We start from the raw sequence: 24588 nt of genomic DNA, 5'->3' as shown, positions 1-24588 counted from the left end.
GCTCACGCTCCCGTGGCGACGAGGAGGACGGCGACCGTCAGGACGACGGTGCCGGCGAGCAGCGCGCTCACATAGGTCTGAAGATTGCCGGTCTGGGCGCGCCGTACGGCGGCTCCGAGGAGGCGGGGCAAGGTGCCCGCGCCGCGTACATAGGTGTCGACGACCTCGCGATCGAGGAACCTGACGAGGCTCGCCGCCGCCAGTACGGGGCGGACGAACAGCGCCCCGTAGACGGCGTCCAGGTGGAAGCCGGTGGCCGCGTGGCGGTGCAGCGGGCCGAGCAGGAGGCGGCCCGGGTCCGCCGGATCGGGTGCCGAGGCCACGTCACCGTAGGCGGGTGTATGGCTCGCGATGGCTTCGGCCTCGACGAGTCCGGCGTCGCCCTCCGGGTGGGCCGCGACCGCACCCAGTGGCGTGCGGGCCGCGAGCGCGGTGGTGTGCCGCCACGCTCCGTAAGTGACGATGCCGCCGACGAGCGCGACGCCCGTGCCCAGGACGGACGTGGTGAGCGTCGGGGTCAGGTCCCGGCCGTCGAACCAGTCGGGGAGCACACGGTAGGCGAGCCCGCCGAGGGCGAGGGACGGGACGGCGAGCACCCACAGCACGGCGTTCATCGCCACGGGCTGCCTGCCGTGGTCGGGGGCCTCGACTCCCTTGCCGTGGAAGGCGAGCAGCCACAGGCGCGTCGCGTACGCGGCGGTGAGCAAGGCCGCGAGCAGGCCGGCGACGAGGACGATCCAGCCCGCGGCACCGGGGATGTGCGAGGTGTGCCCGGTGGCCGCGTGTTCGGCGGCGCCGAGGACGGACTCCTTGGAGAAGAAGCCGCTGAACGGCGGGATCGCGGCGAGCGCGAGGAGCGCCACGGTCATCGTCCAGAAGGCGTCGGGGACGCGGGCGCGCAGGTTGCCCATGCGGGACATGGCGGCCAGCGAGTTGGTGCCGGAGGCGTGGATGATCACGCCGGCGGCGAGGAAGAGCAGCGCCTTGAAGGCGCCGTGGGACAGGAGGTGGAAGACGGCGGCACCGCGGTCGCCCACGGCTAGGGCGCCGGTCATGTATCCGAGTTGGCCGATCGTCGAGTAGGCGAGGACGCGCTTGATGTCGTCCTGGGCGAGTGCGGCGAGGCCGGACCCGGCCATCGTCACGGCGGCCATGACGGCGAGGACGACCATCGCGGCCGAGGACGCCTCGAAGACCGGGAGGAGACGGGCGACGAAGTAGACACCGGCGGCGACCATCGTCGCGGCGTGGATCAGCGCGGAGACGGGCGTGGGGCCCGCCATCGCGTCGGGGAGCCAGGTGTGCAGCGGGAACTGCGCCGACTTGCCCGCCACTCCGGCCAGGAGCAGCAGGGCGATCAGCGTCGGATGGTGCAGCTCGCCGCTCGCGACGGTGCCGAGGACCTTGGTGATGCGGAAGGACCCGGCGTCGGTGGCGAGCGCGAACAGGCCGATCAGGAAGGGGACATCGCCGAGTTTGGTGACGAGGAAGGCCTTCATGGAGGCGGCGCGGGCCTCCGAGGTCTCCCAGTAGTGGCCGACGAGGAAGTACGAGCAGATGCCCATGACTTCCCAGCCGAGCAGCAGCACGATCAGGTCGCCGGAGTAGACGACCAGGAGCATCGCGGAGGTGAAGAGGGAGACGAGCGCGGCGTACGACGGGTAGCGCGGGTCGTCGCGCAGGTAACCCGTCGAGTAGATCTGCACGCAGGTGGCGACGAAGGCGACGAGTACGGCGACGAGGGCGGCGAAGCCGTCGATGTGCAGGGCGAGTTCGACGGGGACCGAGCCGGTGGGCGTGAGCTCCGTGGCGGAGTCGACGGCCGCGTCACCACCCTGGCGTACGGCGACGATCGCGGCCAGCGCGAGCGCGGTGAGCGTCGGCAGCACGGCGAGCGGGCGGACGAACCCGGGGGCGGTGCGGCCGAGGAACAGGCCTGCCGCGGCGCCCAGGAACGGGAGGAGGGGGACGAGGACGGCGAGGGTGGTCGTGGTCACGCGGTGGCCTCAGCCTTCTCGGCCGCGGGGGGCTCGGTGCGGTCGCCGCCGGCGGGGTCGCTGCCGGGACTGTCGGGGCCGTCAGGACCGTCGGGGCCGTCAGGTTCGTGGCCCTCGGCGGAGTCACGGAGCTTGTCGATGTCCGAGGTGCCGCGGGCGCGGTAGACGGCGAGGACGATCGCCAGGCCGATGCCGATCTCGGCGGCGGCGATGGCGATGGTGAACAGGGTCAGGGCCTGGCCGGAGTGCAGCTTGTCCTGGGCGGTGCGGCTGAGCCAGACGTCGAAGGCGACCAGGTTCAGGTTGACGGCGTTGAGCATCAACTCGACCGACATCAGGACGAGGATCGCGTTGCGGCGGGCGAGAACGCCGTAGAGGCCCGTGCAGAAGAGGAGGGCGGCGAGCACGGCGGGATAGACGAGATGCATCAGCGGGCTCCCTTCTGCTCGGTCCGGGTGTCCCGGTCGGTCGGAGTGCCCTGACCGGTCGAGGTTCCCTGGCCGGTCGAGGTACTCCCGGTGGGCGGATTGCTCTCGGTGGTCGGATCGTTGCCTTGCGACGGGCTTTTTCGCCGGATCGGGTGATTACGGGAATCCGGGACGGATGGGGAACTACCGGTCGCGGGCCGGGAGTTCACAGGGGGAGAGCTCGACTCCGCCTTCGCCTTGCGGGACAGGACGATCGCGCCGACCAGGGCCGCGAGGAGCAGGACGGAGAGGGCCTCGAAGGGCAGGACCCAGTGCTGGAACAGGCTCGCGCCGGTCACCGCGGTCGAGCCGGCGGCCGGACCGTCCAGGTCCGTCCAGGTCGCGCGGAAGGCGTCGACGACGACCCACACCAGGGCCGCCGCGGCGGCGACGGCCACGGTGAGGGCGGCCCAGCGGTTGCCGGAGTCCGCGTCCGGGGACCGGCCGATGGGGGCCTTGGTGAGCATCAGACCGAAGAGAAGGAGGACGACGACGGAACCGACATAGATGAGGACCTGCACCCAGGCGATGAACTCGGCGGTGAGCAGGAGGTATTCGACGGCGAGGCCCCCGAGGGCCACCACGAGCCACAGGGCGGCGTGCACCAGCTGCTTGGTGGTGACGGTGACGAGGGCGGCGCCGAAGGTGACCAGGCCGACGAGGAGGAAGGCGATCTCCACACCGGTCGGGGAGAGGAAGCCGTGGGTCTGGGTCGCGGCGAGGCTTGCCGTGACGCTGGCGGTGACGGCGAGGGTCACGACTGTCCCTCCGGCGGCTCGGTGGGGTTGGCCGGGGCTGTGGGGTCGGCCGAGGCAGTGGGGCTGGCCTGGTCGGTGAGGTTGGCCGAGTCCGTGGAGTCGGTGGGCACCGCCTTGGCGGACTCGGGTGCGGGCTGCGCCGCCTCGGTGACCTCTGCCGCCTCGCTGACTTCTGCGGCCCCGGTGACCTCTGCGGCCTGAGCTGCCTGGCCGGCCTGAGCGGTCTGGTCCGCCTGGCCAGCCTGTGCGGCCTGGTCGGCCTGCGCCGCAGCCTGAGTCGCGGCCAGTTTCTCGGCGGTCTTGCGGGCGGCGGCGATCTCCTTGGGCTCCTCCGCGCCGGGGTCCAGAGCGGGTGGAGCAGGCACCGTCCACATCCACTCGCGGAGCTTGTCGCGTTCGTGGGTGAGTTCGTGGATGTCGGTCTCGGCGTACTCGAACTCCGGGGACCAGAACAGGGCGTCGAAAGGACAGACCTCGATGCAGATACCGCAGTACATGCACAGGGAGAAGTCGATGGCGAAGCGGTCGAGGACGTTGCGGCTGCGCTCACGGCCACCGGGGGCCGCCGCCGGGACCGTCTCCTTGTGGGAGTCGATGTAGATGCACCAGTCGGGGCACTCACGGGCGCAGAGCATGCAGACCGTGCAGTTCTCCTCGAACAGGCCGATGACTCCGCGGGTGCGGGGCGGCAGGTCTGGCTGGGTGTCCGGGTACTGCTCGGTGACGGTCTTCTTCGTCATCGTGCGGAGGGTGACGGCCAGGCCCTTGGCCAGGCCGGAGCCGGGGAACGGGGTCACAGGAGCACCACCTTCACGATGCCGGTGAGGGCGATCTGAGCGAGGGAGAGGGGGACGAGAAGGGTCCAGGAGAGCTTCTGGAGCTGGTCCTCGCGCAGGCGGGGATAGGTGACGCGGAGCCAGATGACGACGAAGGCGAGGAGCGCGGTCTTCAGCAGGGTCCAGACCCAGCCGAGGCCGTCCGCGCCCCACGGGCCGTGCCAGCCGCCCAGGAAGAGGACGGTGGTCAGGCCGCACAGGACGACGATCCCGGCGTACTCGGCGAGGAGGAAGAGCGCGAAACGGAGACCGGTGTACTCGGTGTAGGCGCCGAAGATGATCTCGGAGTCGGCGACGGGCATGTCGAAGGGGGGTCGCTGGAGTTCGGCGAGGCCCGCCACGAAGAACACGATCGCGCCGACGATCTGCCAGGGCAGCCACCACCAGTGGAAGGCGTCGAGGATGCCGGGGAGGGAGACCGTGCCGGCCGCCATCGCCACGGAGGCGGCGGTGAGCAGCATGGGGAGTTCGTAGGCGAGGAGCTGTGCGGCGGTACGGAGACCGCCGAGGAGGGAGAACTTGTTGGCGGAGGCCCAGCCGGCCATGAGGGAGCCGAGGACTCCCACGCCCATCACCGCGAGGACGAAGAAGATGCCCGCGTCCAGGACCTGGCCGACCGCGCCCTCGCTCGGGCCGATCGGGATGGCGAGAAGGACGAGCAGGTACGGGAGGAGGGCGACGGCGGGGGCGAGTTGGAAGACACGGCGGTCCGCACCCGCCGGGACGATGTCTTCCTTCTGCGCGAACTTGACGCCGTCCGCGACGAGTTGGGCCCAGCCGTGGAAGCCACCGGCGTACATCGGGCCGAGGCGGCCCTGCATGTGGGCCATCACCTTGTGCTCGGTCTGACCGACGATGAGGGGGAAGGTGAGGAAGACGACGAAGACGATCAGGAGTCGCAGGGCGACGTCGAGCACGTCGTTCACTGCGGGCCTCCTGCGGGGGTGCCGGGGGTGGGGTCTTCGGGGGTTGAGCCTTCGGAAGCTTGGCCTTCGGAGGTTGGATCTTCGGAGGCTTGGCCTTCACGAGTGGGGCCCTCGGCGGCTGGGACGGCTGCGCCTGACGGGCCGTCGGCCGGGCTCGTGGTGGAGTCCGGTTCCGGACCGGGCTCAGGCGTCGATTCCTCGAAGGCTGGGCGCGCTTGGTGCCAAGGTGCGTCCGGGCTGCGGGGGGTGGTTGGCGGCTGGGCAGGGGTGCCTTCGCTTGCCGGTTCCACTGGAGGCGCCGACGCAGGCACAGGCGCCTGGGCCTGCTGTGACGCTGAGCCGTCGCTGGCGCTGCGTGAGCGTCGGGGAGTTGCCGTGCCCGGCGACTGTTGGCTCGCCGAGCCCTCGCTCGCGCTGCGTGCCCGGCGCGGCCCCGCCGAAGGCACCGCACCGGTGCCCTCGGGCGACGGCACCTCGCCGCCGGCCGGTGTCGTCTGGCTCGCCGAGCCCTCCGATGCCGTACGAGCGCGTCGTACCGGGCGCTCCGCCGCGGCTGCTCGCGCCGGGCGATCGCCCGCCGCTCGGGCCGCGCCTCGGGCGGGGCGTGCGGGGGCCGGTGGGAGTTGGCCCTTCAGGGGGCCCCACTCGTTCGGGTCGGGGACGCCCGGGGGGAGCATCTGGCGGCGCTTGGGGCCGCCGTGGTCGGACTCGCCCGGTTCCTTCGCGCCGGGCCAGGCCTTGGCCACGCGGGCCGCCAGGACGAAGTCCTTGCGGAGGGGGTGGCCCTCGAAGGTTTCCGGGAGGAGGAGGTGGTCGAGTGCCGGGTGGCCCTCGAAGTCGACGCCGAACATTTCGTGGGTCTCGCGCTCGTGCCAGGCGGCGCCCGCGTAGATGTCGACGGCGGTCGGGAGGGCTGGGGTCTCGTGCGGGACCGTCGTACGGATAAGGAGTCGGCGTACCGGTGACAGCGCCACGACGTGGGCCGAGACGCGGAAGCCGATGCCGGGTTCGTCGACCGCGCTCAGCCAGTCGAAGTAGGTGCAGCCGAGGTCGTCGCGGGCGGTGCGCAGGGCGGCGAGCCAGGCGGTGGGCGGTACGTCGACCGTGAGGAGGTCGTAGGACTCCTCGGCCGTGGCCTCCGTACCGAACAACTCCTCGGTGGGCGCGGGCAGCCAGCCGACGGCGGTCATCGGGCATCCTCAGAGCCGGAGCCGGAGCCGGAGTCCGCGCCGGAGCCAGAGCCCGCGCCGGAACCGGAGCCGGAGCCGGAGGGAGGCTCCTCGGTCCCGGCCGGATTTCCACCAGGCACCGGCACTGACGCCGATGTCGGCATCGACGGCGCTGTCGGCGCCGACGTCGATGCCGGCGCCGACGTCGATGCCGGCGCCGCCACCAACCCGCTCTGGAGTGCCGTCGTCGAAGGCCGGGCGCCGGCGACTCCGTACCGCTCCCCCAGCGACTCCCGGGCGATCTTCTCCTGGAGTTTGAGGATGCCCTGGAGGAGGGCTTCGGGGCGGGGCGGGCAGCCGGGGACGTAGACGTCGACCGGGATGATCTGGTCGACGCCCTTGGTGACGGAGTACGAGTCCCAGTAGGGGCCACCGCAGTTGCTGCACGCACCGAAGGAGATGACGTACTTGGGCTCGGGCATCTGCTCGTAGAGGCGCTTCACGGCGGGCGCCATCTTGTCCGTGACCGTGCCGGAGACGACCATCAGGTCGGCCTGGCGCGGGCCGGGGGCGAAGGGGATCACACCGAGGCGGATGAAGTCGTGGCGGGCCATGGACGCGGCGATGAACTCGATGGCGCAGCAGGCGAGGCCGAAGTTGAAGACCCAGAGGGAGTAGCGGCGGCCCCAGTTGAGGACGACCTTCATCGGTTCGGGGGCGAGGCGGGCGAGGGTGCCCAGCCGTTTCGGCTCCGGCAGCGGGACGGGCTCGCGGGGCTCGGGGGTCACGTCCACGTCAGGACGCCCTTCTTGTATGCGTACAGCAGGCCCACGGTGAGGAAGCCGAGGAAGATGAACATTTCGACGAGGGTGGTCGCGCCGTAGCCCGGGGCGGCGAAGACCGTGGCCCAGGGAAAGAGGAAGATCGAGTCGACGGCGAAGATGACATAGAGGAACGCGTAGACGTAGTAACGGACTTGGGTGTGGGCCCAGCCCTCGCCGACGGGGTCGACGCCGCACTCGTAGGTGAGGAGTTTCTCGGGGGTGGGGACGACCGGGCGCAGCAGGCGGCCGGCGCCGAAGGCCACGGCGACGAAGAGCACGCCGACGACGGTGAGCAGTCCCACGACGGAGTAGGACCGGAAGTAGTCCGCGGCGACGACCACGGCCGGTTCCCGCGCGGCCGTCGGCGGACCGGCTGGCAAGATCCCCTGCACCATCTCCCGCAAGTCCGGCCCCTCCTGTTCCCCACGGGCCCGGCGCAGGCCCGTTCCGATGGCCCGACGCGATGCCCCGATGCCTGATGTCCCAGCGCGTCGGTGCCTCGGTGACCCGTGTGAACTCTGTGTTCGACGATGTGTACGCACGGGAGTCTAGGCCCTGTTAAAGGGGTGGTAAGCAGCCCGTCACGGCTTGAGATCCGCTCGAAATGCCGGAAGGGACACGGTGGTGGGGTTTTCCCCCGGGAATCGGGGCGGCGGACCTCATGGCGCCGGGGCCGCCCGCGCGGCACGCTGGCCCATATGACCGTACGCATCCCCTACGCCGACCCGGCGGCATCCGGCGGAGACAAGCTCGACGAGCCGTTGCCGCCGGCCCGCTTCGCCTACGACAGACACACGTGGAAGGAGATCGCGCACCTTCTGACGAATCTGCCGGTGTCGGTGTTCGGCTTCGTCTATGTGGTGACGATGCTGGCCATGAGCGCCGGGCTGACCGTGACCGTGGTCGGGTTCCCGCTGCTCGCGCTGGGGTTGATGGGCGCGCGGCTGATCGGGAGGTTCGAGCGGGGGCGGGCCCGGCGGCTGCTCGGGGTGCGGATCGAGGAGCCGAGCCCGTTGCCGTTGCGCAAGGGCGGCGGGCTGCTGCAACGGGTGTGGATGGCGCTGAAGGACCCGGTGGGCTGGCGGACGGTGCTGTACGACGGGATGCGGTTGCCGTGGGGCATCGTGACGTTCACGGTCACGCTGGTCTCGTTGGTGGTGCTGTGGCCGGTGCTGCCGTTCATCGCGCGCGGGCTGGCGAACGCGGACCGGGCGATGGTGCGCGGTCTCCTCTCGCCCTCGGACGAACTGGAGCGCCGTATCGCCGAGTTGGAGTCCGACCGGGGGGTCGTGGTCGACACGGCCGCGGCCGACCTGCGGCGCATCGAGCGCGATCTGCACGACGGGGCACAGGCCCGGCTGGTGAATCTGGCCATGGGGCTCGGGCTGGCCAAGGAGAAGCTGCTCGAAGGCCAGGCCGACGAGCATGTCGCCGCGATGGTCGACGAGGCGCACGGCGAGGTGAAGCTTGCGCTTCAGGAGCTGCGGGACCTGGCGCGCGGCATCCATCCCGCGGTGCTCACCGACCGCGGGCTCGACGCGGCCCTGTCCTCGGTCGCCTCGCGCTGCACGGTGCCGGTGAAGGTGACGGCCGAACTGGGTGCGCGCCCAGCCGCCGCCATCGAGGGCATCGCGTACTTCACCGTGTCCGAGCTGCTCCAGAACATCAGCAAGCACAGTGGGGCCCGTTCGGCGTCGGTGGACGTGTGGCGGGCGGACGACCGGCTGCTGATCCAGGTGTGGGACGACGGCCGCGGCGGCGCGCGCCTCGACGGCGGTACCGGGATGCGCGGCCTCGCCGAACGGCTGGACGCCGTGGACGGCCTGTTCGTCCTGGACTCCCCGCCCGGCGGTCCCACGACGGTCACCGCCGAACTGCCCTGGCGCGAGCGGACCGCCGAACCGGGGCGGGGCTGAGCGAGGAAGACAGCCAAGGCAGCCGGGCAGCCAGGGCCAGCCGGGGCAGTCGGGGCAGCCGGGGGGTAGGGAAAACCCCCCTCCGAGGACGCCGACGGCCTCCATGGTCCCCGGACCTGCGGCCGAGCAGTCTGGAGGTACGACAGCACGGCTGCGGAAACCACCCGACTGCGCGAGCAGGCGGACGACTAGGACAGGACTACGCCGATGGCCACGGAGTTCGGGCAGGACTACGGACAGGGGTACGGGCCGGAGTACCGATCGCGCGGGGCGGTCGCTGCCGGGGAGCGGACGGGGCACCGGCTGCCGGCCGCGTTGCGCGCGCCGTTCGCGGCGCGCAGCTGGCGCGAGTTCGGCTACGTCCTGCTGAGCCTGCCGATCAGTGTCCTGCTCTTCACGTACGCGGTCACGATGGTGGCGCTGGGCGCGGGTCTGCTGGTCACGTTCCTCGGGGTCCCGGTGCTGGCGGGCGCGCTGGCGGGCTGCCGCGGTTTCGGCGCGCTGGAGCGGGCGCGGGCCCGCCGGCTGCTCGACCTGGACATCGCCGACCCCGAGCCGCTGCGGACGAAGAAGAACGGCCCGATGGCCTGGATGGGCGCCGTCCTGAAGTCCGGCACGTCCTGGCGCAACCTGCTCTACGCCGTCCTGCACTTCCCCTGGGCGGTCTTCTCCTTCGTCGTCGCCCTCACCTTCTGGGCCTACGGCTGGGCGCTGCTGACGTACCCGCTGTGGTTCTGGGTGTTCCCGATGTACGGCGGCCAGGGCGGCCTTCAGCTCTACGGCGACGCGCAGCACCGGATCTACCTGGACAACCCGTTCGAGATCACCGTGACCGCGCTGGTGGGACTGCTGTTCACGCTGGCCACGCCGTGGATCGTGCGGGCGCTGACGACGGTGGACCGGGTGATGGTGCACGGGCTGCTCGGCCCGTCGAGGCTGGCGACGCGGGTGGTGGAGCTGGAGTCGGACCGGGGGGTCGTGGTCGACACGGCGGCGGCGGACCTGCGGCGCATCGAGCGGGATCTGCACGACGGGGCGCAGGCCCGGCTGGTGGCGCTGGCCATGGATCTGGGGCTGGCGAAGGAGAAGCTGGCGGAGGACCCGGAGGCGGCGGCGCGGATGGTGGGCGAGGCGCACGGCGAGGTGAAGACGGCGTTGCAGGAGCTGCGGGACCTGGCGCGCGGCATCCACCCGGCCGTGCTCACCGACCGCGGGCTCGACGCGGCCCTGTCCTCGGTCGCCTCGCGCTGCACGGTGCCGGTGAAGGTGGACGTGGACCTGCCCTCGCGGCCGGCCGCCGCGATCGAGGGCATCGCGTACTTCACCGTCTCCGAACTGCTCCAGAACATCAGCAAGCACGCGCGGGCCACCTGGGCGGCGGTGGACGTGTGGCGGGTGGAGGACCGGCTGATGCTCCAGGTCGTGGACAACGGGGTGGGCGGCGCGGATGCCTCCGGCGGTTCCGGGCTGGCCGGTCTCGCCGGCCGGCTGGACGCGGTGGACGGCATCCTGGTCGTCGACTCCCCGGCCGGCGGACCGACCCGGATCACCGCGGAACTCCCCTGGCGCGGCTGAGCCCCCTGTCCCGTGCCGGGGGCTCCCCTTAGCCCCCGGCATCCCTCATCCCGCACCCCGCACCCCGCGCTCCCGCCCGTGCCCGGTGATCGGGACTCGGGCGTGCGGAAAGCCGTAGCCCGCGATCTCCTTTCCCCAGTCACCGTTCCTTCCGCGGTCACTGTTTCTTCCGCGATCACTGTTCGTTCCGCAGTCACTGTTCGTTCCGCCCCTCCGGGAGCCAGGCCCGGTCCGAATTCCGCTCGCCCCGACGCACCGGGGTCCGAATACTGGAATGCTGGACTTGTCGTGCGGACGGACCCGGACAGGGCGTGGACGGGCAGGGCGGGCAATGGGGGGCCGAACATCGTGGAGGACAGGGTGCGGGTGGTCATCGCCGAGGATTCGGTGCTGCTGCGGGAGGGTCTGACCCGGTTGCTGACCGACCGCGGGCACGAGGTGGTGGCCGGGGTGGGTGACGGGGACGCGCTGGTCAAGACGATCACCGAGCTGGCCGACCAGGGCACGCTGCCGGACGTCGTGGTCGCGGACGTACGGATGCCGCCGACGCACACCGACGAGGGCGTGCGGGCGGCGGTCGAGCTGCGGAAGGCGCATCCGGGTCTCGGTGTGCTCGTGCTGTCGCAGTACGTGGAGGAGCGCTACGCCACCGAACTGCTGGCCGGTTCCACGCACGGTGTCGGCTATCTGCTGAAGGACCGGGTGGCCGAGGTGCGGGAGTTCGTCGACGCGGTGGTGCGGGTGGCCTCGGGCGGTACGGCGCTGGACCCGGAGGTGGTCGCGCAGTTGCTGGGGCGCAGCCGCAAGCAGGACGTGCTGGTGCGACTCACCCCGCGGGAGCGCGAGGTGCTGGGGCTGATGGCGGAGGGGCGGACGAACTCCGCGATAGCCCGACAGCTGGTGGTGAGCGACGGCGCGGTCGAGAAGCACGTCAGCAACATCTTCCTGAAGCTGGGGCTGTCGCAGAGTGACGGAGATCACCGGCGTGTTCTGGCCGTCCTCACCTACCTCAATTCCTGACAAACTGACACCGTGTCAGCCGTTCACCGCCAGCACTACCAGTTGTCCGGTTTCAGTCGAGCCCAAGAACCGGACAACACAAGAGGAGCGTCTTCACCAGAAGCGTCGGGGGGCGAGAAGTCATGACAAGTCAGGGCGTCCGGCCGTCTCAAAACAGCGTCCATCATGCGAACGGCCCAAGGAAGGCGACCCTTACGGACGTAGGGTTGATCCTGGGAGGGTCGGCGGTTCGACCATGCCCGGACAGCGTCCTCGAAGAGGAGGTCCAGTTCAGTGACCAGCCAGGTCAGTAGCCCAGCGGAGCAGGCCGACGGTGCCGTCGTCGGGGAACAACGCAAACCGGCGGGGGTGAAGGACGTCCACCGCCTGGACCGGGTGATCATCCGGTTCGCCGGTGACTCGGGTGACGGGATGCAGCTCACCGGCGACCGCTTCACCTCGGAGACGGCGTCCTTCGGGAACGATCTCTCCACTCTGCCGAACTTCCCGGCCGAGATCCGCGCCCCCGCAGGCACTCTGCCGGGGGTTTCGTCGTTCCAGCTGCATTTCGCCGACCACGACATCCTGACTCCGGGCGACGCGCCGAACGTGCTGGTCGCGATGAATCCGGCCGCGCTGAAGGCGAACATCGGTGACGTCCCGCGCGGGGCGGAGATCATCGTCAACACGGACGAGTTCACCAAACGGGCGTTGCAGAAGGTGGGTTACTCCGCCTCGCCCCTCGACGACGGTTCGCTGGACGGCTACAGCCTCCACCCCGTCCCGCTCACGACCCTCACCGTGGAGGCCCTCAAGGACTTCGGCCTGACCCGCAAGGAGGCCGAGCGCAGCAAGAACATGTTCGCGCTGGGCCTGCTGTCGTGGATGTACCACCGGCCGACCGAGGGCACGGAGCGGTTCCTCACGTCGAAGTTCGCGAAGAAGCCGGAGATCGCGGCGGCCAACATCGCGGCGTTCAGGGCGGGTTGGAACTTCGGCGAGACGACGGAGGACTTCGCGGTCTCCTACGAGGTCGCCCCGGCCGCCACCGCCTTCCCGACCGGCACCTACCGCAACATCTCCGGGAACCTCGCCCTGTCCTACGGTCTGGTCGCCGCGTCCCAACAGGCGGACCTCCCCCTCTTCCTCGGCTCCTACCCCATCACCCCGGCCTCCGACATCCTGCACGAGCTGAGCCGCCACAAGAACTTCGGCGTACGGACCTTCCAGGCGGAGGACGAGATCGCGGGCATCGGCGCGGCGCTGGGGGCGGCCTTCGGCGGCTCCCTCGCGGTGACGACCACGTCCGGCCCGGGTGTGGCGCTGAAGTCCGAGACGATCGGTCTCGCCGTCTCCCTCGAACTCCCGCTCCTCATCCTGGACATCCAGCGCGGCGGCCCCTCCACCGGCCTGCCGACCAAGACCGAACAGGCCGACCTGCTCCAGGCGATGTTCGGGCGCAACGGCGAGGCGCCGGTCCCGATCGTCGCCCCGTGCACACCGGCCGACTGCTTCGACGCGGCGATCGAGGCGGCCCGGATCGCGCTCACCTACCGCACCCCGGTGATGCTCCTCTCGGACGGCTACCTGGCCAACGGCTCCGAGCCCTGGCGCATCCCCGAGATCGACGAACTCCCGGACCTCACCGTCCAGTTCGCACAGGGCCCCAACCACACCCTGGACGACGGCACCGAGGTCTTCTGGCCCTACAAGCGCGACCCGCAGACCCTGGCCCGCCCCTGGGCCATCCCCGGCACCCCCGGCCTCGAACACCGCATCGGCGGCATCGAGAAGCAGGACGGCACGGGCAACATCTCCTACGACCCCGCCAACCACGACTTCATGGTCCGCACCCGTCAGGCCAAGATCGACGGCATCGACGTACCGGATCTGGAGGTCGACGACCCGCACGGCGCGCGGACGCTGGTCCTCGGCTGGGGTTCGACGTTCGGCCCGATCACCGCGGCGGTCCGCCGCCTGCGGGGCGCGGGCGAGTCGATCGCGCAGGCGCATCTGCGCCACCTCAACCCCTTCCCGCGGAATCTCGGCGCGGTCCTGAAGCGCTACGACCGGGTGGTGATCCCCGAGATGAACCTCGGTCAGCTCGCCACGCTGATCCGGGCGAAGTACCTGGTGGACGCGCACTCGTACAACCAGGTGAACGGTATGCCGTTCAAGGCTGAGCAGCTCGCCACGGCTCTCAAGGAGGCCATCGATGGCTGAGACGTCCACGGAAGGCACGGGCACGATCGAGGCGCTTTCACTCGTCCCCAAGGCCGAGGCAGTGCAGTCCATGAAGGACTTCAAGTCCGATCAGGAAGTGCGCTGGTGCCCCGGCTGCGGTGACTACGCGATCCTGGCCGCCGTGCAGGGCTTCATGCCCGAACTCGGCCTCGCCAAGGAGAACATCGTCTTCGTCTCCGGCATCGGCTGCTCCTCCCGCTTCCCGTACTACATGGACACGTACGGCATGCACTCCATCCACGGCCGCGCGCCGGCCATCGCGACCGGACTCGCCACGTCCAGGCGGGACTTGAGCGTCTGGGTGGTCACGGGCGACGGCGACGCCCTGTCGATCGGCGGGAACCACCTGATCCACGCCCTGCGCCGCAACGTCAACCTGAAGATCCTCCTCTTCAACAACCGGATCTACGGCCTGACGAAGGGCCAGTACTCCCCCACCTCCGAGGTGGGGAAGATCACCAAGTCCACGCCGATGGGTTCCCTGGACGCGCCCTTCAACCCGGTGTCCCTGGCCATCGGCGCGGAGGCGTCCTTCGTCGCCCGCACGATCGACTCGGACCGCAAGCACCTGACCCAGGTCCTGCGCGAGGCGGCGGCCCATCCCGGTACGGCCCTGGTGGAGATCTACCAGAACTGCAACATCTTCAACGACGGCGCCTTCGACGCCCTGAAGGACCGCCAGCAGGCGGAGGAGGCGGTGATCCGCCTCGAACACGGGCAGCCGATCCGCTTCGGCGCGGGGGGCGCGCGGGGCGTGGTCCGCGACCCGGCCACGGGCGACCTGGAAGTGGTCGACGTGACGCCGGAGAACGAGTCCCGGATCCTGGTCCACGACGCCCACACCACCTCACCGACGACGGCCTTCGCCCTGTCCCGCCTGGCCGACCCGGACACCCTGCACCACACACCGATCGGCGTCCTGCGCTCCGTGCGGCGCCCGGTCTACGACACCCAGATGGCCGACCAGCTCGACTCCGCGATCGTCCAGAACGGCAAGGGCGACCTGGCCGCGCTTCTCGCCGGCGGAGACACCTGGACGGTGGTGGGCTGACGGTCCCCGAAACAGCCGTGAGGGCCTGGGCTGCACGCCCAGGCCCTCACGTGCGTTCACGTCACGCGTCGGGGATGTCCCGCTTGGCGCGGAGCAATGTGTCACGGGTGATGACGACGATTCGCTCGTAGTCCGCTCGGGCGGCGTCGGCCGGGAGAAGGGCATCGAGTTCTTCGGTGCGATCCGTACCAATAACGGCAAAATTACCGTCACTGAGTTCGAATAGATCGGGGCAGGTCTCGTTGGTGTGACTGCCCCTCATACGAGGCGGGTCTCCGAGGCGACGGATGATAGCAGCTGCGGAATAATCGCTGAGCACTCGGAGAGCCTTCTGTCGGTCGGAAGAGTTATTTTTCCGGCCATTTTAATTGTGCCACACCACACGGGGTGATGCCGCACGTCAGGGGCACGGCGGCTCCCCTAAATGCCCTACAACCCACCATTCATCTGGATCATCCGCGAGCTCTTCCATAATGCTGTCGACGGCCTCACCCACCCGCCGTTCCACGGAGTCGGCCGGAAGACTTCTGCGATGCTCGCCCGTCCGGTCCCAATATTCCGCAAAAAGTGAATTCCTACAGAGAATCCTCAGGTGACCGAGGAGTTCACCCCAGCCGAACGTCCCTATGCGATAGGACAGCAGGAGAGACGCGTACTGACGGTTGGCGAAGATCATCTGTCGGCGCTTGGCCTCGGAGATACCGGCCAGCGTGCTCCGCGCATCGGCCAGCGAAGGATCGTCGATCGTCCGGTCCATCTGCTCCATGGCGATGCGGTATTCCTGGATGAGGTTGGCGCGGTGCATCTCCTCGGTCATGCGCGCCAATTGCCGCAGAAGTTCCGCGCGGAACTCGTCCCGACGGTCGCGCCGGGCGGCACCGCGAGTGAAGGGAGAACGCAGCCGGGCCAGCCCCGCCACCATTGCAGAACCGATACTTCGCGCGGCCGAATTCCGTGTGGGCATGTGACGGCATCCCCCTGATCTGGTGACCCGCGATCCGACCAGGGGAAACGCAGGCTGGGTACAGCAGTCGCGCACCCCACCCCAAGCGTGCCCGGGAACTCAAGGCGGAGTGGGAGGCGGAGAGGGGGCGCATGGATGGTTGGGTCTCACATGTCGACCAGCACCCTGACACATGTGTGCCCCCTGGCGCCGTGCACATGCCCTCAGCCTCCCCGGGCACACGACATCGCTCCTGTTCAGAGCGCCCTCTTCGCCGAGTCATAGACCTCCCGCGCCTTCTCCACCTCCCCCATCCGCGTCTCCGTCCACAGCGCCAGCCCCCGTACCTGTTCCGCTGCCTCGCGGCCCAGGGCGGTCAGGGAGTAGTCGACTCGGGGTGGGATGACCGGCTTGGCGTCGCGGTGTACGAAGCCGTCTCGTTCCAGGGTCTGGAGGGTCTGGGTCAGCATCTTCTCGCTGACCTGTTTCACCTGGCCGACCGCCCGCCGGAGTTCGCTGAAGCGGTACGGGCGGTCGAGGAGTTCGATCAGGACCAGGACGCCCCAGCGGGATGTCACGTGTTCCATCACCAGGCGGTACGGGCACATCGCCTCGCCCGCGGCGTTCCTGGTCGCCACCTCGTCACTTACCGTCATGCCAGTACCTTACTTCAAAGTGGGTACTTTCGCAGAGTTAGCGCAACCCCTAGGGTAAGTGCCATCGCACCCCACAAGGAGTTGTCACCCATGAGCATCGTCGTCACCGGAGCCACCGGACACCTCGGCCGTCACGTAGTGGAGCAGCTGCTGGAGAAGGTTCCGGCCGACCAGATCACCGCCGTGGTCCGCACCCCGGAGAAGGCCGCCGCCTTCGCCGAGCGCGGTGTACGGATCGCGGTCGCCGACTACAACGCCCCCGAGACCTTCGACACCCTCTTCGCCGCCGGCGACAAGGTGCTGCTGATCTCCGGCAACGAGTTCGACAAGGGCCGCGTCGAGCAGCACAAGGTCGTCATCGGGGCCGCCAAGGCCGCCGGTGTCGCGCTCCTCGCGTACACCAGCGCCCCGGGCTCCCTGACCGCCGCCCTGGCCGACGACCACCGCGGCACCGAGGAGGCCCTGCTCGCCTCCGGTCTGCCGTACACCCTGCTGCGCAACGGCTGGTACAACGAGAACTACACCGAGCAGCTGGCCCCCGTCCTGGAGCACAGCGCCGTCGTGAACTCCGCCGGTGACGGCCGGGTCTCCTCCGCCTCCCGCGCCGACTACGCCGCCGCCGCCGTCGCCGTACTGACCGGCGAGGGCCACGAGAACCAGACGTACGAGCTGGGCGGCGACGAGGCCTGGGGTTTCGCCGAGTACGCGGCCGAGCTGAGCCGGCAGACCGGCAAGGAGATCGCCCACACCAACGTCCCCGCCGAGGCCCTCATCGGGATACTCACCGGCGCCGGGCTGCCCGAGCCGTTCGCCGCGATCCTCGCCGGTGTCGACGCCTCCATCGAGAAGGGCGAGCTGGTCGTCGCGACCGGTGACCTGTCCCGCCTCGCCGGCCGTCCGACCACGCCGATCAGCGAGTCGATCGCGGTCGCGCTCAAGGGCTGACACCCCCCGCACACAGCCGCACCCCCGCCTGTCATGACCGTATAGCGATACGGGCATGACAGGCGGGGGTGCTCGGCGTTACCTTCGTGCTGGCCGCACGGACGCGACGGCCCGGCAGGCAGGCACGCGAAGGAGGGGCCCGTGAGCGGGAGGCCGAAGGGCGAACAGCACCGCACAGGACTGCTGAACGGCTTCGCGGCATACGGCATGTGGGGCCTGGTCCCACTGTTCTGGCCGCTGCTCAAGCCGGCCGGCGCCGCCGAGATCCTCGCCCACCGGATGGTGTGGTCGCTCGCCTTCGTCGTCGTGGCGCTGCTCGTGGTCCGGCGCTGGGCCTGGATCGGCGAACTGCTGCGCCAGCCGCGCAAGTTGGGGCTCGTCACGATCGCCGCGGGCTTCATCACCGTCAACTGGGGCGTCTACATCTGGGCCGTGAACAGCGGCCATGTCGTCGAGGCCTCGCTCGGCTACTTCATCAACCCCCTCGTCACCATCGCGATGGGCGTCCTGCTCCTGAAGGAACGGCTGCGTCCGGCGCAGTGGGCCGCGGTCGGTGTCGGTCTCGCCGCCGTGATCGTGCTGACCGTCGGCTACGGGCAGCCACCCTGGATCTCCCTCTGTCTCGCCTTCTCCTTCGCGACCTACGGTCTGGTGAAGAAGAAGGTCAACCTCGGCGGCATCGAGTCGCTGGCCGCCGAGACCGCGATCCAGTTCCTGCCCGCGCTCGGCTATCTGCTGTGGCTGAGCGCGCACGGCGAGGCGACCTTCGCGCAGGAGGGCGCCGGGCACGCCGCGCTCCTCGCCTCCACCGGCATCGTCACCGCGCTCCCCCTCGTCTGCTTCGGCGCGGCGGCGATCCGGGTGCCGCTGTCGACGCTGGGCCTGTTGCAGTACCTCGCACCGGTCTTCCAGTTCCTGCTCGGCATCCTCTACTTCCACGAGTCCATGCCGCCCGCGCGCTGGGCGGGCTTCACGCTGGTGTGGCTGGCGCTGGTGCTGCTGACGACGGACGCGTGGCGCACGGCACGGAGGGGGAAGGTCGCAGCAGCGGCAGCGGCGGTATCGGCCGCATCCGTCGCAGTTCCTGCGGACCAGGACTCGGAGCCGAGGCCGCAGCCGAAGCCGAAGCCGGTGGACCCGGTGGAGGCCTAGCCCAGCGCGCGCGACGGGCGCTCGCGACGGACGCGCGCGACTCGAACCTCAAGGGCGATTGTCAGTGCCGGGTGCGACAGTGAAGGGCATGACACAGACCTCCGCATCCACCCCCCTGCACTGGAAGCTGGTCATCGACGCCGCCGACCCGCACGCGCAGGCGGACTTCTGGGCCGCCGCGCTGCACTACGAGGCCGAGGACAACAGCGCGCTCGTCGAACAGCTCCTGGAACTCGGCGCGTTGCCCGCCGCCGCGACCGTCGACTTCCACGGCCGCCCGGCCTTCCGCGACCTGATGGCCGTACGACATCCCGACGACCCGTACGACAAGGAGCGCGGCACCGGGCTCGGCCGGCGGCTGCTGTTCCAGCGGGTGCCGGAGGCGAAGACCGTCAAGAACCGGCTGCACATCGATCTGCATCCGGGGGACGGACGCCGCGAGGCCGAGGTGGAACGGCTGGCGGGGCTGGGCGCGAGCGTGCTGCGCCGGGTGTCGGAGCCCGCCGGCGCGTGGGTGGTGATGGCGGACCCGGAGGGCAACGAGTTCTGCGTGTCGTAGGCCGTTCCCGCAGCCGTTCCTACGGCCTTCCGGCGACCGACCGGGTTCAGTCGGTGGTCCGGCGGGCGCGTTCGGTGAGGCGGCCCATGCGGGCGCGGGCGGACTCCAGCTGCTCGATGTCCTCCACGGCGGGACCGTCCTCGGTGGCGAGTTCGGTCCACAGGTCGAGCAGGGCGCGGCCGAGGGACAGGCCCTGCCCGGGGTCGCGCACGGCCCGCCAGGCGGTGGCCGCGCTCTGGACGTTGCCGTAGGCGCCCTCGGCGTCGTGGGCGCGGTGGCGGATGTGGGCGAGGTCGAGGGAGAGGTGGAAGGAGCGGACCGGGTCACCGGCCAAGTACGCGATGTAGGCGGTGAGTTCGCGCAGCCGCAGCACTTCGGAGTGGTCCGGCCCGAGGGCCCCGGCGGCCTCGTCCACGGTCCGTTCCGCGAGCCCGGCAGCCTCCTCGATCCGGCCCGCCTTCACGGCCTCGTTGATCCGGGCCATCGGCTCCGCGAGGAACGCGGCGCTCTCCCCCGCGGTCACCACCGGATCGTCCCCGAGCACGGCCTCGGCCACCGCGTCGAACCCTCGGGCGGGCGTCGGCTTGGGATCCGGTTCGGGCGCGGTGAGCGCGAGGTCGGGGATGGGTGCGGCGGGGACGGGCGCGGCGGGGACCGGCGGAGCGTCCACGACCGGCGGGAGGGCGGGCAGGGGTCGCGGCGGAGCGTCCATGCTCGGCGGCGGGCCGAACTGCCCGGTCGGCGGCTGCACCGAACCGAGCGGCACACCGGTCCCCGCCGACTCCGGTACGGCGGACAACGGGAAAGTGGGCGCCGTCTCCCCCACGGACTCGGGCACCGCCCGCAGCGGGAACGTCGGCACCACCGGCCCCGCCACCCCGCCCTCGTGCTCCGGCTCGGACACGGACTCGGACACCGGCTCCGACACCCGCACGGCCCGCAGCCGATGCGTCACCGGATCCCCGGCAGGAAGCCGGTCCTCGGGCTCCGCCACGTCGGCCACATCGGCATCGGCTACGACCACTGCGGGCGGCGACGGCGGGAAACCCGGCGGAGGACCCGCCGGAGCACCTGTCGGAACCCCCGTCGGAGCGCCCGTCGCCTGCGGCTCCGCCGTGAAGTGGGTGGAGCCGTCCAGTTCCATCTGGAGGGGGACGACGTAACCGATGCGGTCGTCGTGGATCGTGGCGTGGACGGGGTGACCGGTGGCCGTGGCGATGCGGTGGAGGTGGGTCAGGACCACGTGCTGGACCTCCTCGCCGGGAGGCACGGTGACCGGCACGCCGCCGATCGACGCGCCGCCCGCGCCCGGGCCGTCCGCGGGGACGCGTACCTCGAAGGGTGACGCCGCGGGTGCCGAGCGTGCCGCTCGCTTCTGTTCCCGCTTCTTCTCGCGGCTGAGTCGAGACATCGGTTCCCTCACTAGCATGCGTCGGGGAGCAGGCCGGCGCTCCCCAGCGTCAAGATCCGTTCGTACGCGTACTGTTGAGTCTCGCCGTTCCCTTCCGGTACTCAGGTCACCGCGACGTCACAGCCTCGTCCCAGGAGTTCCCGGACCCGTCGCGCCCGTTCGGAGACCGTGAGGATCCGGTGGGGGCCACGAAGGAGGAGCTCGGTCATGCAGACAGGTGAACGGCGGGGGCCGGAGATCTGGCTCCGCGGACCGGTGGCGGACGGTCCGCACGCGGGGGCACCTGAAGCACCCGAGCGCGTCTCCAGTATCCCCGCCTCCCCGCGCCGCTTCTCCTGGGTGGCCACCCACGGCGGCGCCGGCGTCACCACCCTCACGACGCTCTACGGCGGCCAGGACTGCGGACGGGACTGGCCCCGGCCCGAGGACCCGCCGTCGGTGCTGTTCGTGGCCCGTACGCACGCGGCCGGGCTGGCGTCCGCCTCGCGGGCCGTGGAGGTGTTCCGGCGCGGTGCGGCCCCGGCCGGGCTCGACCTCGACGCGGTGGTCCTGGTCGCGGACGCTCCGGGGCGGCTGCCGCGGCAGCTCGCCGCGCACGTCAGGGCGATCGAGTCGGTGATCGACGTGTACCGGGTGCCCTGGGTACCGGCCTGGCGGCTCGGCGACCTGAGCGAGGGACCGCCCCGGGAGACCGAGGCCCTGATCCGGCTCACGGCGACCGACCGACACGCCCGCTGACGGCGGAGCAGCGGACCAGTGGGCCGCCAGGCCGCCGGGGGCCGGGCCGCCGGGCGCCACTGCTCGACGTCCCTGACCGCTACGCCGTGATGTCCTTCGCCGTGAACCTCGCCCACGCCGCCGAGCCGAACACCGCCGCGTAGAGGGCTTGCAGGCCGAGGTTCTTCACCAGGTCGTCCCAGTAGACCGGGTCGCGCATGAGGTCGGCGAAGGACAGCCAGTAGTGGGAGAAGAAGTACGGCTGGAGCGCGTGCAGTTGGGGGATCTGGTCGAGGATCTGGACGGTGATCAGCAGGCCCACGGTCGTCGCCATCGCCGCGATGCCGCTGCTCGTCATCGTCGAGACGAAGAGCCCCAGGGCGGCGATGCCGATGAGGGAGGCGGCGACCACCAGCGCGATCAGCAGCGCCCGGCCCAGTCCTTCCGCGAAGCTGATCTGGGTGCCGGAGATCGTCGTCAGGTCGCCCAGGGGGAACAGGAGTGCCCCGACCGTCAGTGCCGACAGCGCCACGACCAGGGTCGCGACCAGGCAGAACGTCATCACCGTCGCGTACTTGGTGAGCAGCAGGCGGGTCCGGCCCGCCGGGGCCACCAGGAGGTAGCGCAGGGTGCCGCCACTGGCCTCGCCCGCGACGGCGTCGCCCGCGACGACCCCGATGGCCATGGGGAGGAAGAAGGGGAGGGTCGCGGCCAGGGCCGTGAACACCAGGAACAGACCGTTGTTGGTGATCTGCGCGATGAACGCGGGCCCGCCCCCGCCGTCCCCGCGGCCGGGCCCGGACCCGTCCCGCGTCTCCAGTTTGACCGCGATGCCGACCAGGATCGGGACGGCGGCCAGCACGGCGAGCAGTGCGAGGGTGCGCCAACGGCGGAACGTGGTCACCAGCTCGCTGCGCAGCAGTCCGAAGGTCCAGATCAGGCGCGGCGCCCGTACGGCGAGGTCAGCCTGCGACATCGAAGCCCTCTCCGGTGAGTGCCACGAACGCGTCCTCCAGGGAGGCCCGTTCGACGCCGAAGCCGCGGACGCGGACCCCGGCGGTCACCAACGCCTTGTTCACCTCGGCGAGTTCACGGTCCGGCGGCTCGGCCGTGACCCGTTCCTCCGCCACGACCACGTCCGCCAGCCCCTGTTCCTTCAGCACCCGTGCCGCCTCGCCGGTGTCGGGGGTCGCGACGAACAGCCGGCCCCGCGTCCCGGCCGCCAGTTCGGCCACCGAGCCCTGGGTGATCAGCTTGCCCTGGGCCATCACGGCCGCGTGGGTGCAGACCTGCTCGATCTCGTCCAGGAGGTGGGAGGAGAGGAAGACGGTGGTGCCGTCCGAGGCCAACTCCCGGATCAGGGAACGGATTTCACGCATGCCCTGCGGGTCGAGGCCGTTGGTCGGCTCGTCCAGGACGAGCAGGCGGCGGGGCTGGAGCAGTGCGGAGGCGAGGCCCAGCCGCTGCTTCATGCCCAGGGAGTAGGCCTTGGCCTTCTTGCCGGAGGCCGCCGTCAGTCCGACCCGGTCGAGCGCGGCGGCGACGCGGGTCCGCCGGGTGCGCGGGTCGGCGGTCGGGTCGGCGGCGTCGTAGCGCAGGAGGTTGTCGCGGCCGGAGAGGAAGCCGTAGAGGGCGGGGCCCTCGATCAGGGCGCCGACGTGCGGGAGGACCGTGCGGACGGATCTCGGCATGGGGCGGCCCAGGACGCGGGCGGTGCCGGAGGTGGGTTCGATCAGGCCCATCAGCATGCGGATGGTGGTGGTCTTGCCGGAGCCGTTGGGGCCGAGGAAGCCGAAGACGCTGCCCGCCGGGACGGTCAGGTCGAGACCGTCCACGGCGAGCTGTCCGCCGCGGAAGCGCTTGGTCAGACCGCGGGTGGCGATGATGCCGTCACCCGTCTCCACCCGTTCCGTCTGCTCGGCGGACGGTTCGTCCATCGGCTCCCTCGATTCGTCCGACTCGTGTTCCCCGGAGGGTACTTACTTCGCCGCGTCGGCCGCCTTCACCAGCGCGCTCTTGGTGACGGCGCCGACGTAGACCTTGCCGTCGTCGGTGACCAGGGCGTTGATCAGGCGGGTCGAGTAGACCGTGCCCGAGCCGAACGAGCCCTTCACCTGGTCGCCGAGCGAGCTGAGGAAGCCGCCGAGGTCGCCGCCGCCGGAGGAGCCGGAGGAGGAGCCGGACGGGATGCCCTTGCCGCCGGTGTCGAAGACGGCGATGGAGTTCCAGCCCTTGCCGAGGACCGTCGGGTCGTCGGCGCTCTTGCCGAGGTCCTTGCCGGGCTTGCCGGACTTGTCGGGCCGGGTCGAGTGGTCCGGGGCCGGGGTGGTCTTCGAGGCGCTGTCGCCGCTCTCCGTGGTGACCTTCGCGCCCTTGGGCGTCTTGAAGTCGAAGGTGGAGGCGGCCGGCTTGGCCAGGCTGAGCTGGGTGAAGCCGACGTCGACGACGGCCGCGCCGCCGCTCGCCGGGGTGAGCGTGAACTTGAGCGGCAGGCCGGTCCTGGCGTCCACCGCGACGCTGATGGTGCCGACCGTCGTGCCGGACTGCTTGGGCTTGATCAGCAGCTTGTAGGCGTCGCGGCCCGCGACGTGCTCGGTGCCGTCGACGGTGACCGAGGTGGTGTCGTCGACGGACTTCAGGGCCTCGTCGGTGAGGCCCTTGGGCGTGGCCCTGGTCTCGTCGCTCTTGGCGGGGGCGACGGAGGTGGTGGCGTGGTAGACCTCGTTGGACTGGCTGTCGTAGCCCCAGACGTCCTTGCCGTTGTGGATGAGGCTGTACTCCGCCGCGTTCTCCAGCAGGGAGACCTTCTGCTTGTCGGGGCCGTCGGCCGCGACGCGCAGGGTGTGGGTGCCGGTGGCCAGCTCGGTGAGCTTGGCGGTCGGGTCGGCGGAGGAGCCGTCGCCCGACCTGGTGGCGCCGGACATCAGGCTGCTCTCCAGGCCGCCGAGGTCGGGCAGGCCCAGGTCCGTGCTGATCTTCACGGTGCCGGACAGCTGCTGGACGTCCGACTTGGCCACCTTGTCGAGGAGCTGCTGTGCGGTGATCTTGGGGAGACTGGGGTCGCCGGAGTCGGCCAGTGCGGGGACCAGTCCGATCGTCGCCGCCGCCACCCCCACCACGGTGACCGGGACGATGTACCGCGCCGCCCTGCGCCGCCCGGACCGGAGCTCGTCGGCCTCTCCGGTGTCCGTGCTGTCGTCGGTTTCGTACGGTGCCATGTCTGCCTTACCTCCGTCGTCGGCGGCGGCCGGTCCGTCCTCTGCGCGTCCCACCCTGTGCCGCCATTCTCACCCGAATCGGTGAGGAGTGGTGATTTCCGTGTTCTCCATCTGACCAAATCCGCCGGGGATAAGCGTCAGACCCGGGAGGCAACTCGGCGTACGCCTGGGGTATGACACCCGCGGACCGCGCCGCGCCGAAACCCCTAGGGGAAGGCGCCCCTG

At 70.7% G+C, this 24588-nt stretch carries 24 protein-coding genes; 9 read left to right on the top strand and 15 right to left on the bottom strand.

Going from position 1 to position 24588, the window contains the following annotated elements; all coding sequences use genetic code 11:
* Positions 1–2 precede the first annotated feature (2 nt).
* The 8 genes from ACIQPR_RS35525 to ACIQPR_RS35490 are packed head-to-tail and all read right to left on the bottom strand — an operon-like array spanning position 3 to position 7372.
* The gene (locus ACIQPR_RS35525; RefSeq protein ID WP_403656979.1) at positions 3–1997 is read right to left on the bottom strand and encodes an NADH-quinone oxidoreductase subunit L; all 1995 of its coding nucleotides are present in this window, start codon (positions 1995–1997) and stop codon (positions 3–5) included.
* Positions 1994–2425 carry an NADH-quinone oxidoreductase subunit NuoK gene (gene nuoK, locus ACIQPR_RS35520; protein WP_403656976.1) on the bottom strand — a complete coding sequence of 144 codons (432 nt, stop codon included), beginning with the start codon at positions 2423–2425 and terminating at the stop codon, positions 1994–1996. The genes ACIQPR_RS35525 and nuoK overlap by 4 nt, the downstream gene beginning before the upstream one ends.
* Complete coding sequence (locus ACIQPR_RS35515; RefSeq protein ID WP_403656973.1) at positions 2425–3222, bottom strand: NADH-quinone oxidoreductase subunit J; 798 nt, start codon at positions 3220–3222, stop codon at positions 2425–2427. Before ACIQPR_RS35515 ends, nuoK begins: the two co-directional genes overlap by 1 nt.
* On the bottom strand, positions 3219–4019 hold the full coding sequence (locus ACIQPR_RS35510; protein WP_403656970.1) for a NuoI/complex I 23 kDa subunit family protein: 801 nt from the start codon (positions 4017–4019) through the stop codon (positions 3219–3221). Before ACIQPR_RS35510 ends, ACIQPR_RS35515 begins: the two co-directional genes overlap by 4 nt.
* Positions 4016–4984 (bottom strand): NADH-quinone oxidoreductase subunit H, encoded by a 969-nt coding sequence (locus ACIQPR_RS35505; RefSeq protein WP_403656967.1) that lies wholly within the window; start codon positions 4982–4984, stop codon positions 4016–4018. Before ACIQPR_RS35505 ends, ACIQPR_RS35510 begins: the two co-directional genes overlap by 4 nt.
* Positions 4981–6174, bottom strand: coding sequence for an NADH-quinone oxidoreductase subunit C (locus ACIQPR_RS35500; protein WP_403656964.1), 1194 nt, complete (start codon positions 6172–6174; stop codon positions 4981–4983). The genes ACIQPR_RS35505 and ACIQPR_RS35500 overlap by 4 nt, the downstream gene beginning before the upstream one ends.
* On the bottom strand, positions 6171–6947 hold the full coding sequence (locus ACIQPR_RS35495; RefSeq protein ID WP_403656961.1) for an NADH-quinone oxidoreductase subunit B: 777 nt from the start codon (positions 6945–6947) through the stop codon (positions 6171–6173). The genes ACIQPR_RS35500 and ACIQPR_RS35495 overlap by 4 nt, the downstream gene beginning before the upstream one ends.
* Entirely contained in the window at positions 6938–7372 is a 435-nt protein-coding gene (locus ACIQPR_RS35490; protein ID WP_403656958.1) for an NADH-quinone oxidoreductase subunit A, read from the bottom strand. Before ACIQPR_RS35490 ends, ACIQPR_RS35495 begins: the two co-directional genes overlap by 10 nt.
* A 303-nt stretch (positions 7373–7675) precedes the next feature.
* Between ACIQPR_RS35490 and ACIQPR_RS35485 the strand changes: the two genes are divergently transcribed.
* From ACIQPR_RS35485 to ACIQPR_RS35465, 5 genes are all read left to right on the top strand, one after another.
* Positions 7676–8893, top strand: a complete 1218-nt coding sequence (locus ACIQPR_RS35485; protein ID WP_403656955.1) for a sensor histidine kinase — start codon at positions 7676–7678, stop codon at positions 8891–8893.
* Positions 8894–9100: 207 nt separating this feature from the next.
* Entirely contained in the window at positions 9101–10468 is a 1368-nt protein-coding gene (locus ACIQPR_RS35480; protein ID WP_403656952.1) for a sensor histidine kinase, read from the top strand.
* Positions 10469–10828: 360 nt separating this feature from the next.
* Positions 10829–11488: a LuxR C-terminal-related transcriptional regulator gene (locus ACIQPR_RS35475; protein ID WP_403657330.1), complete on the top strand. Its 660-nt coding sequence runs from the start codon at positions 10829–10831 to the stop codon at positions 11486–11488.
* 273 nt (positions 11489–11761) lie between these two features.
* Positions 11762–13690, top strand: a complete 1929-nt coding sequence (locus ACIQPR_RS35470) for a 2-oxoacid:acceptor oxidoreductase subunit alpha (protein WP_403656949.1) — start codon at positions 11762–11764, stop codon at positions 13688–13690.
* Positions 13683–14762 carry a 2-oxoacid:ferredoxin oxidoreductase subunit beta gene (locus ACIQPR_RS35465; protein ID WP_403656946.1) on the top strand — a complete coding sequence of 360 codons (1080 nt, stop codon included), beginning with the start codon at positions 13683–13685 and terminating at the stop codon, positions 14760–14762. Before ACIQPR_RS35470 ends, ACIQPR_RS35465 begins: the two co-directional genes overlap by 8 nt.
* A gap of 61 nt (positions 14763–14823) precedes the next feature.
* Here ACIQPR_RS35465 and ACIQPR_RS35460 read toward each other — a convergent pair whose 3' ends face one another.
* From ACIQPR_RS35460 to ACIQPR_RS35450, 3 genes are all read right to left on the bottom strand, one after another.
* A complete protein-coding gene (locus tag ACIQPR_RS35460) occupies positions 14824–15024 on the bottom strand; it encodes a hypothetical protein (protein WP_262063703.1) in 201 nt (66 codons plus the stop codon).
* Positions 15025–15162: 138 nt separating this feature from the next.
* Entirely contained in the window at positions 15163–15726 is a 564-nt protein-coding gene (locus ACIQPR_RS35455) for a DUF6082 family protein (protein WP_403656943.1), read from the bottom strand.
* Positions 15727–15962: 236 nt separating this feature from the next.
* Positions 15963–16361: a winged helix-turn-helix transcriptional regulator gene (locus ACIQPR_RS35450; RefSeq protein ID WP_403656940.1), complete on the bottom strand. Its 399-nt coding sequence runs from the start codon at positions 16359–16361 to the stop codon at positions 15963–15965.
* 90 nt (positions 16362–16451) lie between these two features.
* Here ACIQPR_RS35450 and ACIQPR_RS35445 point away from each other — a divergent pair, with 90 nt between their 5' ends.
* The 3 genes from ACIQPR_RS35445 (at position 16452) to ACIQPR_RS35435 (ending at position 19017) form a co-directional block, all read left to right on the top strand.
* Positions 16452–17306: an SDR family oxidoreductase gene (locus ACIQPR_RS35445; RefSeq protein WP_403656937.1), complete on the top strand. Its 855-nt coding sequence runs from the start codon at positions 16452–16454 to the stop codon at positions 17304–17306.
* Positions 17307–17447: 141 nt separating this feature from the next.
* Entirely contained in the window at positions 17448–18458 is a 1011-nt protein-coding gene (rarD, locus tag ACIQPR_RS35440; RefSeq protein ID WP_403656934.1) for an EamA family transporter RarD, read from the top strand.
* An 88-nt stretch (positions 18459–18546) separates the two neighbouring features.
* Positions 18547–19017: a VOC family protein gene (locus tag ACIQPR_RS35435; protein WP_403656931.1), complete on the top strand. Its 471-nt coding sequence runs from the start codon at positions 18547–18549 to the stop codon at positions 19015–19017.
* Positions 19018–19063: 46 nt separating this feature from the next.
* On the opposite strand, the gene ACIQPR_RS35430 is transcribed toward ACIQPR_RS35435, so the two are convergent.
* Positions 19064–20428, bottom strand: coding sequence for a tetratricopeptide repeat protein (locus ACIQPR_RS35430; protein ID WP_403656928.1), 1365 nt, complete (start codon positions 20426–20428; stop codon positions 19064–19066).
* Positions 20429–20635: 207 nt separating this feature from the next.
* Here ACIQPR_RS35430 and ACIQPR_RS35425 point away from each other — a divergent pair, with 207 nt between their 5' ends.
* Positions 20636–21166 (top strand): DUF6668 family protein, encoded by a 531-nt coding sequence (locus ACIQPR_RS35425; RefSeq protein WP_403656925.1) that lies wholly within the window; start codon positions 20636–20638, stop codon positions 21164–21166.
* 79 nt (positions 21167–21245) lie between these two features.
* Here ACIQPR_RS35425 and ACIQPR_RS35420 read toward each other — a convergent pair whose 3' ends face one another.
* Genes ACIQPR_RS35420 through ACIQPR_RS35410 form a run of 3 tightly spaced genes read right to left on the bottom strand, consistent with a single transcriptional unit; the run spans position 21246 to position 24363 of the window.
* A complete protein-coding gene (locus ACIQPR_RS35420) occupies positions 21246–22121 on the bottom strand; it encodes an ABC transporter permease (RefSeq protein ID WP_403656922.1) in 876 nt (291 codons plus the stop codon).
* A complete protein-coding gene (locus tag ACIQPR_RS35415) occupies positions 22108–23082 on the bottom strand; it encodes an ABC transporter ATP-binding protein (RefSeq protein ID WP_403656919.1) in 975 nt (324 codons plus the stop codon). Before ACIQPR_RS35415 ends, ACIQPR_RS35420 begins: the two co-directional genes overlap by 14 nt.
* A 42-nt stretch (positions 23083–23124) precedes the next feature.
* Positions 23125–24363 (bottom strand): outer membrane lipoprotein carrier protein LolA, encoded by a 1239-nt coding sequence (locus ACIQPR_RS35410; protein WP_403656917.1) that lies wholly within the window; start codon positions 24361–24363, stop codon positions 23125–23127.
* Positions 24364–24588 lie beyond the last annotated feature (225 nt).

Origin of the sequence: Streptomyces sp. NPDC091280 (genome assembly GCF_044768565.1) — a bacterium.
Classification (GTDB): domain Bacteria; phylum Actinomycetota; class Actinomycetes; order Streptomycetales; family Streptomycetaceae; genus Streptomyces.
Note: the sequence above shows the minus strand (reverse complement) of the source record. Positions and strands in the feature narration are given on the sequence as shown.

Excerpts from the sequence above, each read along its gene's own strand:
- ACIQPR_RS35420 (WP_403656922.1), bottom strand. The coding sequence starts at position 22,121 with ATGTCGCAGGCTGACCTCGCCGTACGGGCGCCGCGCCTGATCTGGACC.
- ACIQPR_RS35490 (WP_403656958.1), bottom strand. The coding sequence starts at position 7,372 with ATGGTGCAGGGGATCTTGCCAGCCGGTCCGCCGACGGCCGCGCGGGAA.
- ACIQPR_RS35500 (WP_403656964.1), bottom strand. The coding sequence starts at position 6,174 with ATGACCGCCGTCGGCTGGCTGCCCGCGCCCACCGAGGAGTTGTTCGGT.
- ACIQPR_RS35465 (WP_403656946.1), top strand. The coding sequence starts at position 13,683 with ATGGCTGAGACGTCCACGGAAGGCACGGGCACGATCGAGGCGCTTTCA.
- ACIQPR_RS35425 (WP_403656925.1), top strand. The coding sequence starts at position 20,636 with ATGCAGACAGGTGAACGGCGGGGGCCGGAGATCTGGCTCCGCGGACCG.
- ACIQPR_RS35430 (WP_403656928.1), bottom strand. The coding sequence starts at position 20,428 with ATGTCTCGACTCAGCCGCGAGAAGAAGCGGGAACAGAAGCGAGCGGCA.
- ACIQPR_RS35455 (WP_403656943.1), bottom strand. The coding sequence starts at position 15,726 with ATGCCCACACGGAATTCGGCCGCGCGAAGTATCGGTTCTGCAATGGTG.
- ACIQPR_RS35415 (WP_403656919.1), bottom strand. The coding sequence starts at position 23,082 with ATGGACGAACCGTCCGCCGAGCAGACGGAACGGGTGGAGACGGGTGAC.
- ACIQPR_RS35445 (WP_403656937.1), top strand. The coding sequence starts at position 16,452 with ATGAGCATCGTCGTCACCGGAGCCACCGGACACCTCGGCCGTCACGTA.
- nuoK (WP_403656976.1), bottom strand. The coding sequence starts at position 2,425 with ATGCATCTCGTCTATCCCGCCGTGCTCGCCGCCCTCCTCTTCTGCACG.
- ACIQPR_RS35480 (WP_403656952.1), top strand. The coding sequence starts at position 9,101 with ATGGCCACGGAGTTCGGGCAGGACTACGGACAGGGGTACGGGCCGGAG.
- ACIQPR_RS35450 (WP_403656940.1), bottom strand. The coding sequence starts at position 16,361 with ATGACGGTAAGTGACGAGGTGGCGACCAGGAACGCCGCGGGCGAGGCG.
- ACIQPR_RS35460 (WP_262063703.1), bottom strand. The coding sequence starts at position 15,024 with ATGAGGGGCAGTCACACCAACGAGACCTGCCCCGATCTATTCGAACTC.
- ACIQPR_RS35435 (WP_403656931.1), top strand. The coding sequence starts at position 18,547 with ATGACACAGACCTCCGCATCCACCCCCCTGCACTGGAAGCTGGTCATC.
- ACIQPR_RS35410 (WP_403656917.1), bottom strand. The coding sequence starts at position 24,363 with ATGGCACCGTACGAAACCGACGACAGCACGGACACCGGAGAGGCCGAC.
- ACIQPR_RS35485 (WP_403656955.1), top strand. The coding sequence starts at position 7,676 with ATGACCGTACGCATCCCCTACGCCGACCCGGCGGCATCCGGCGGAGAC.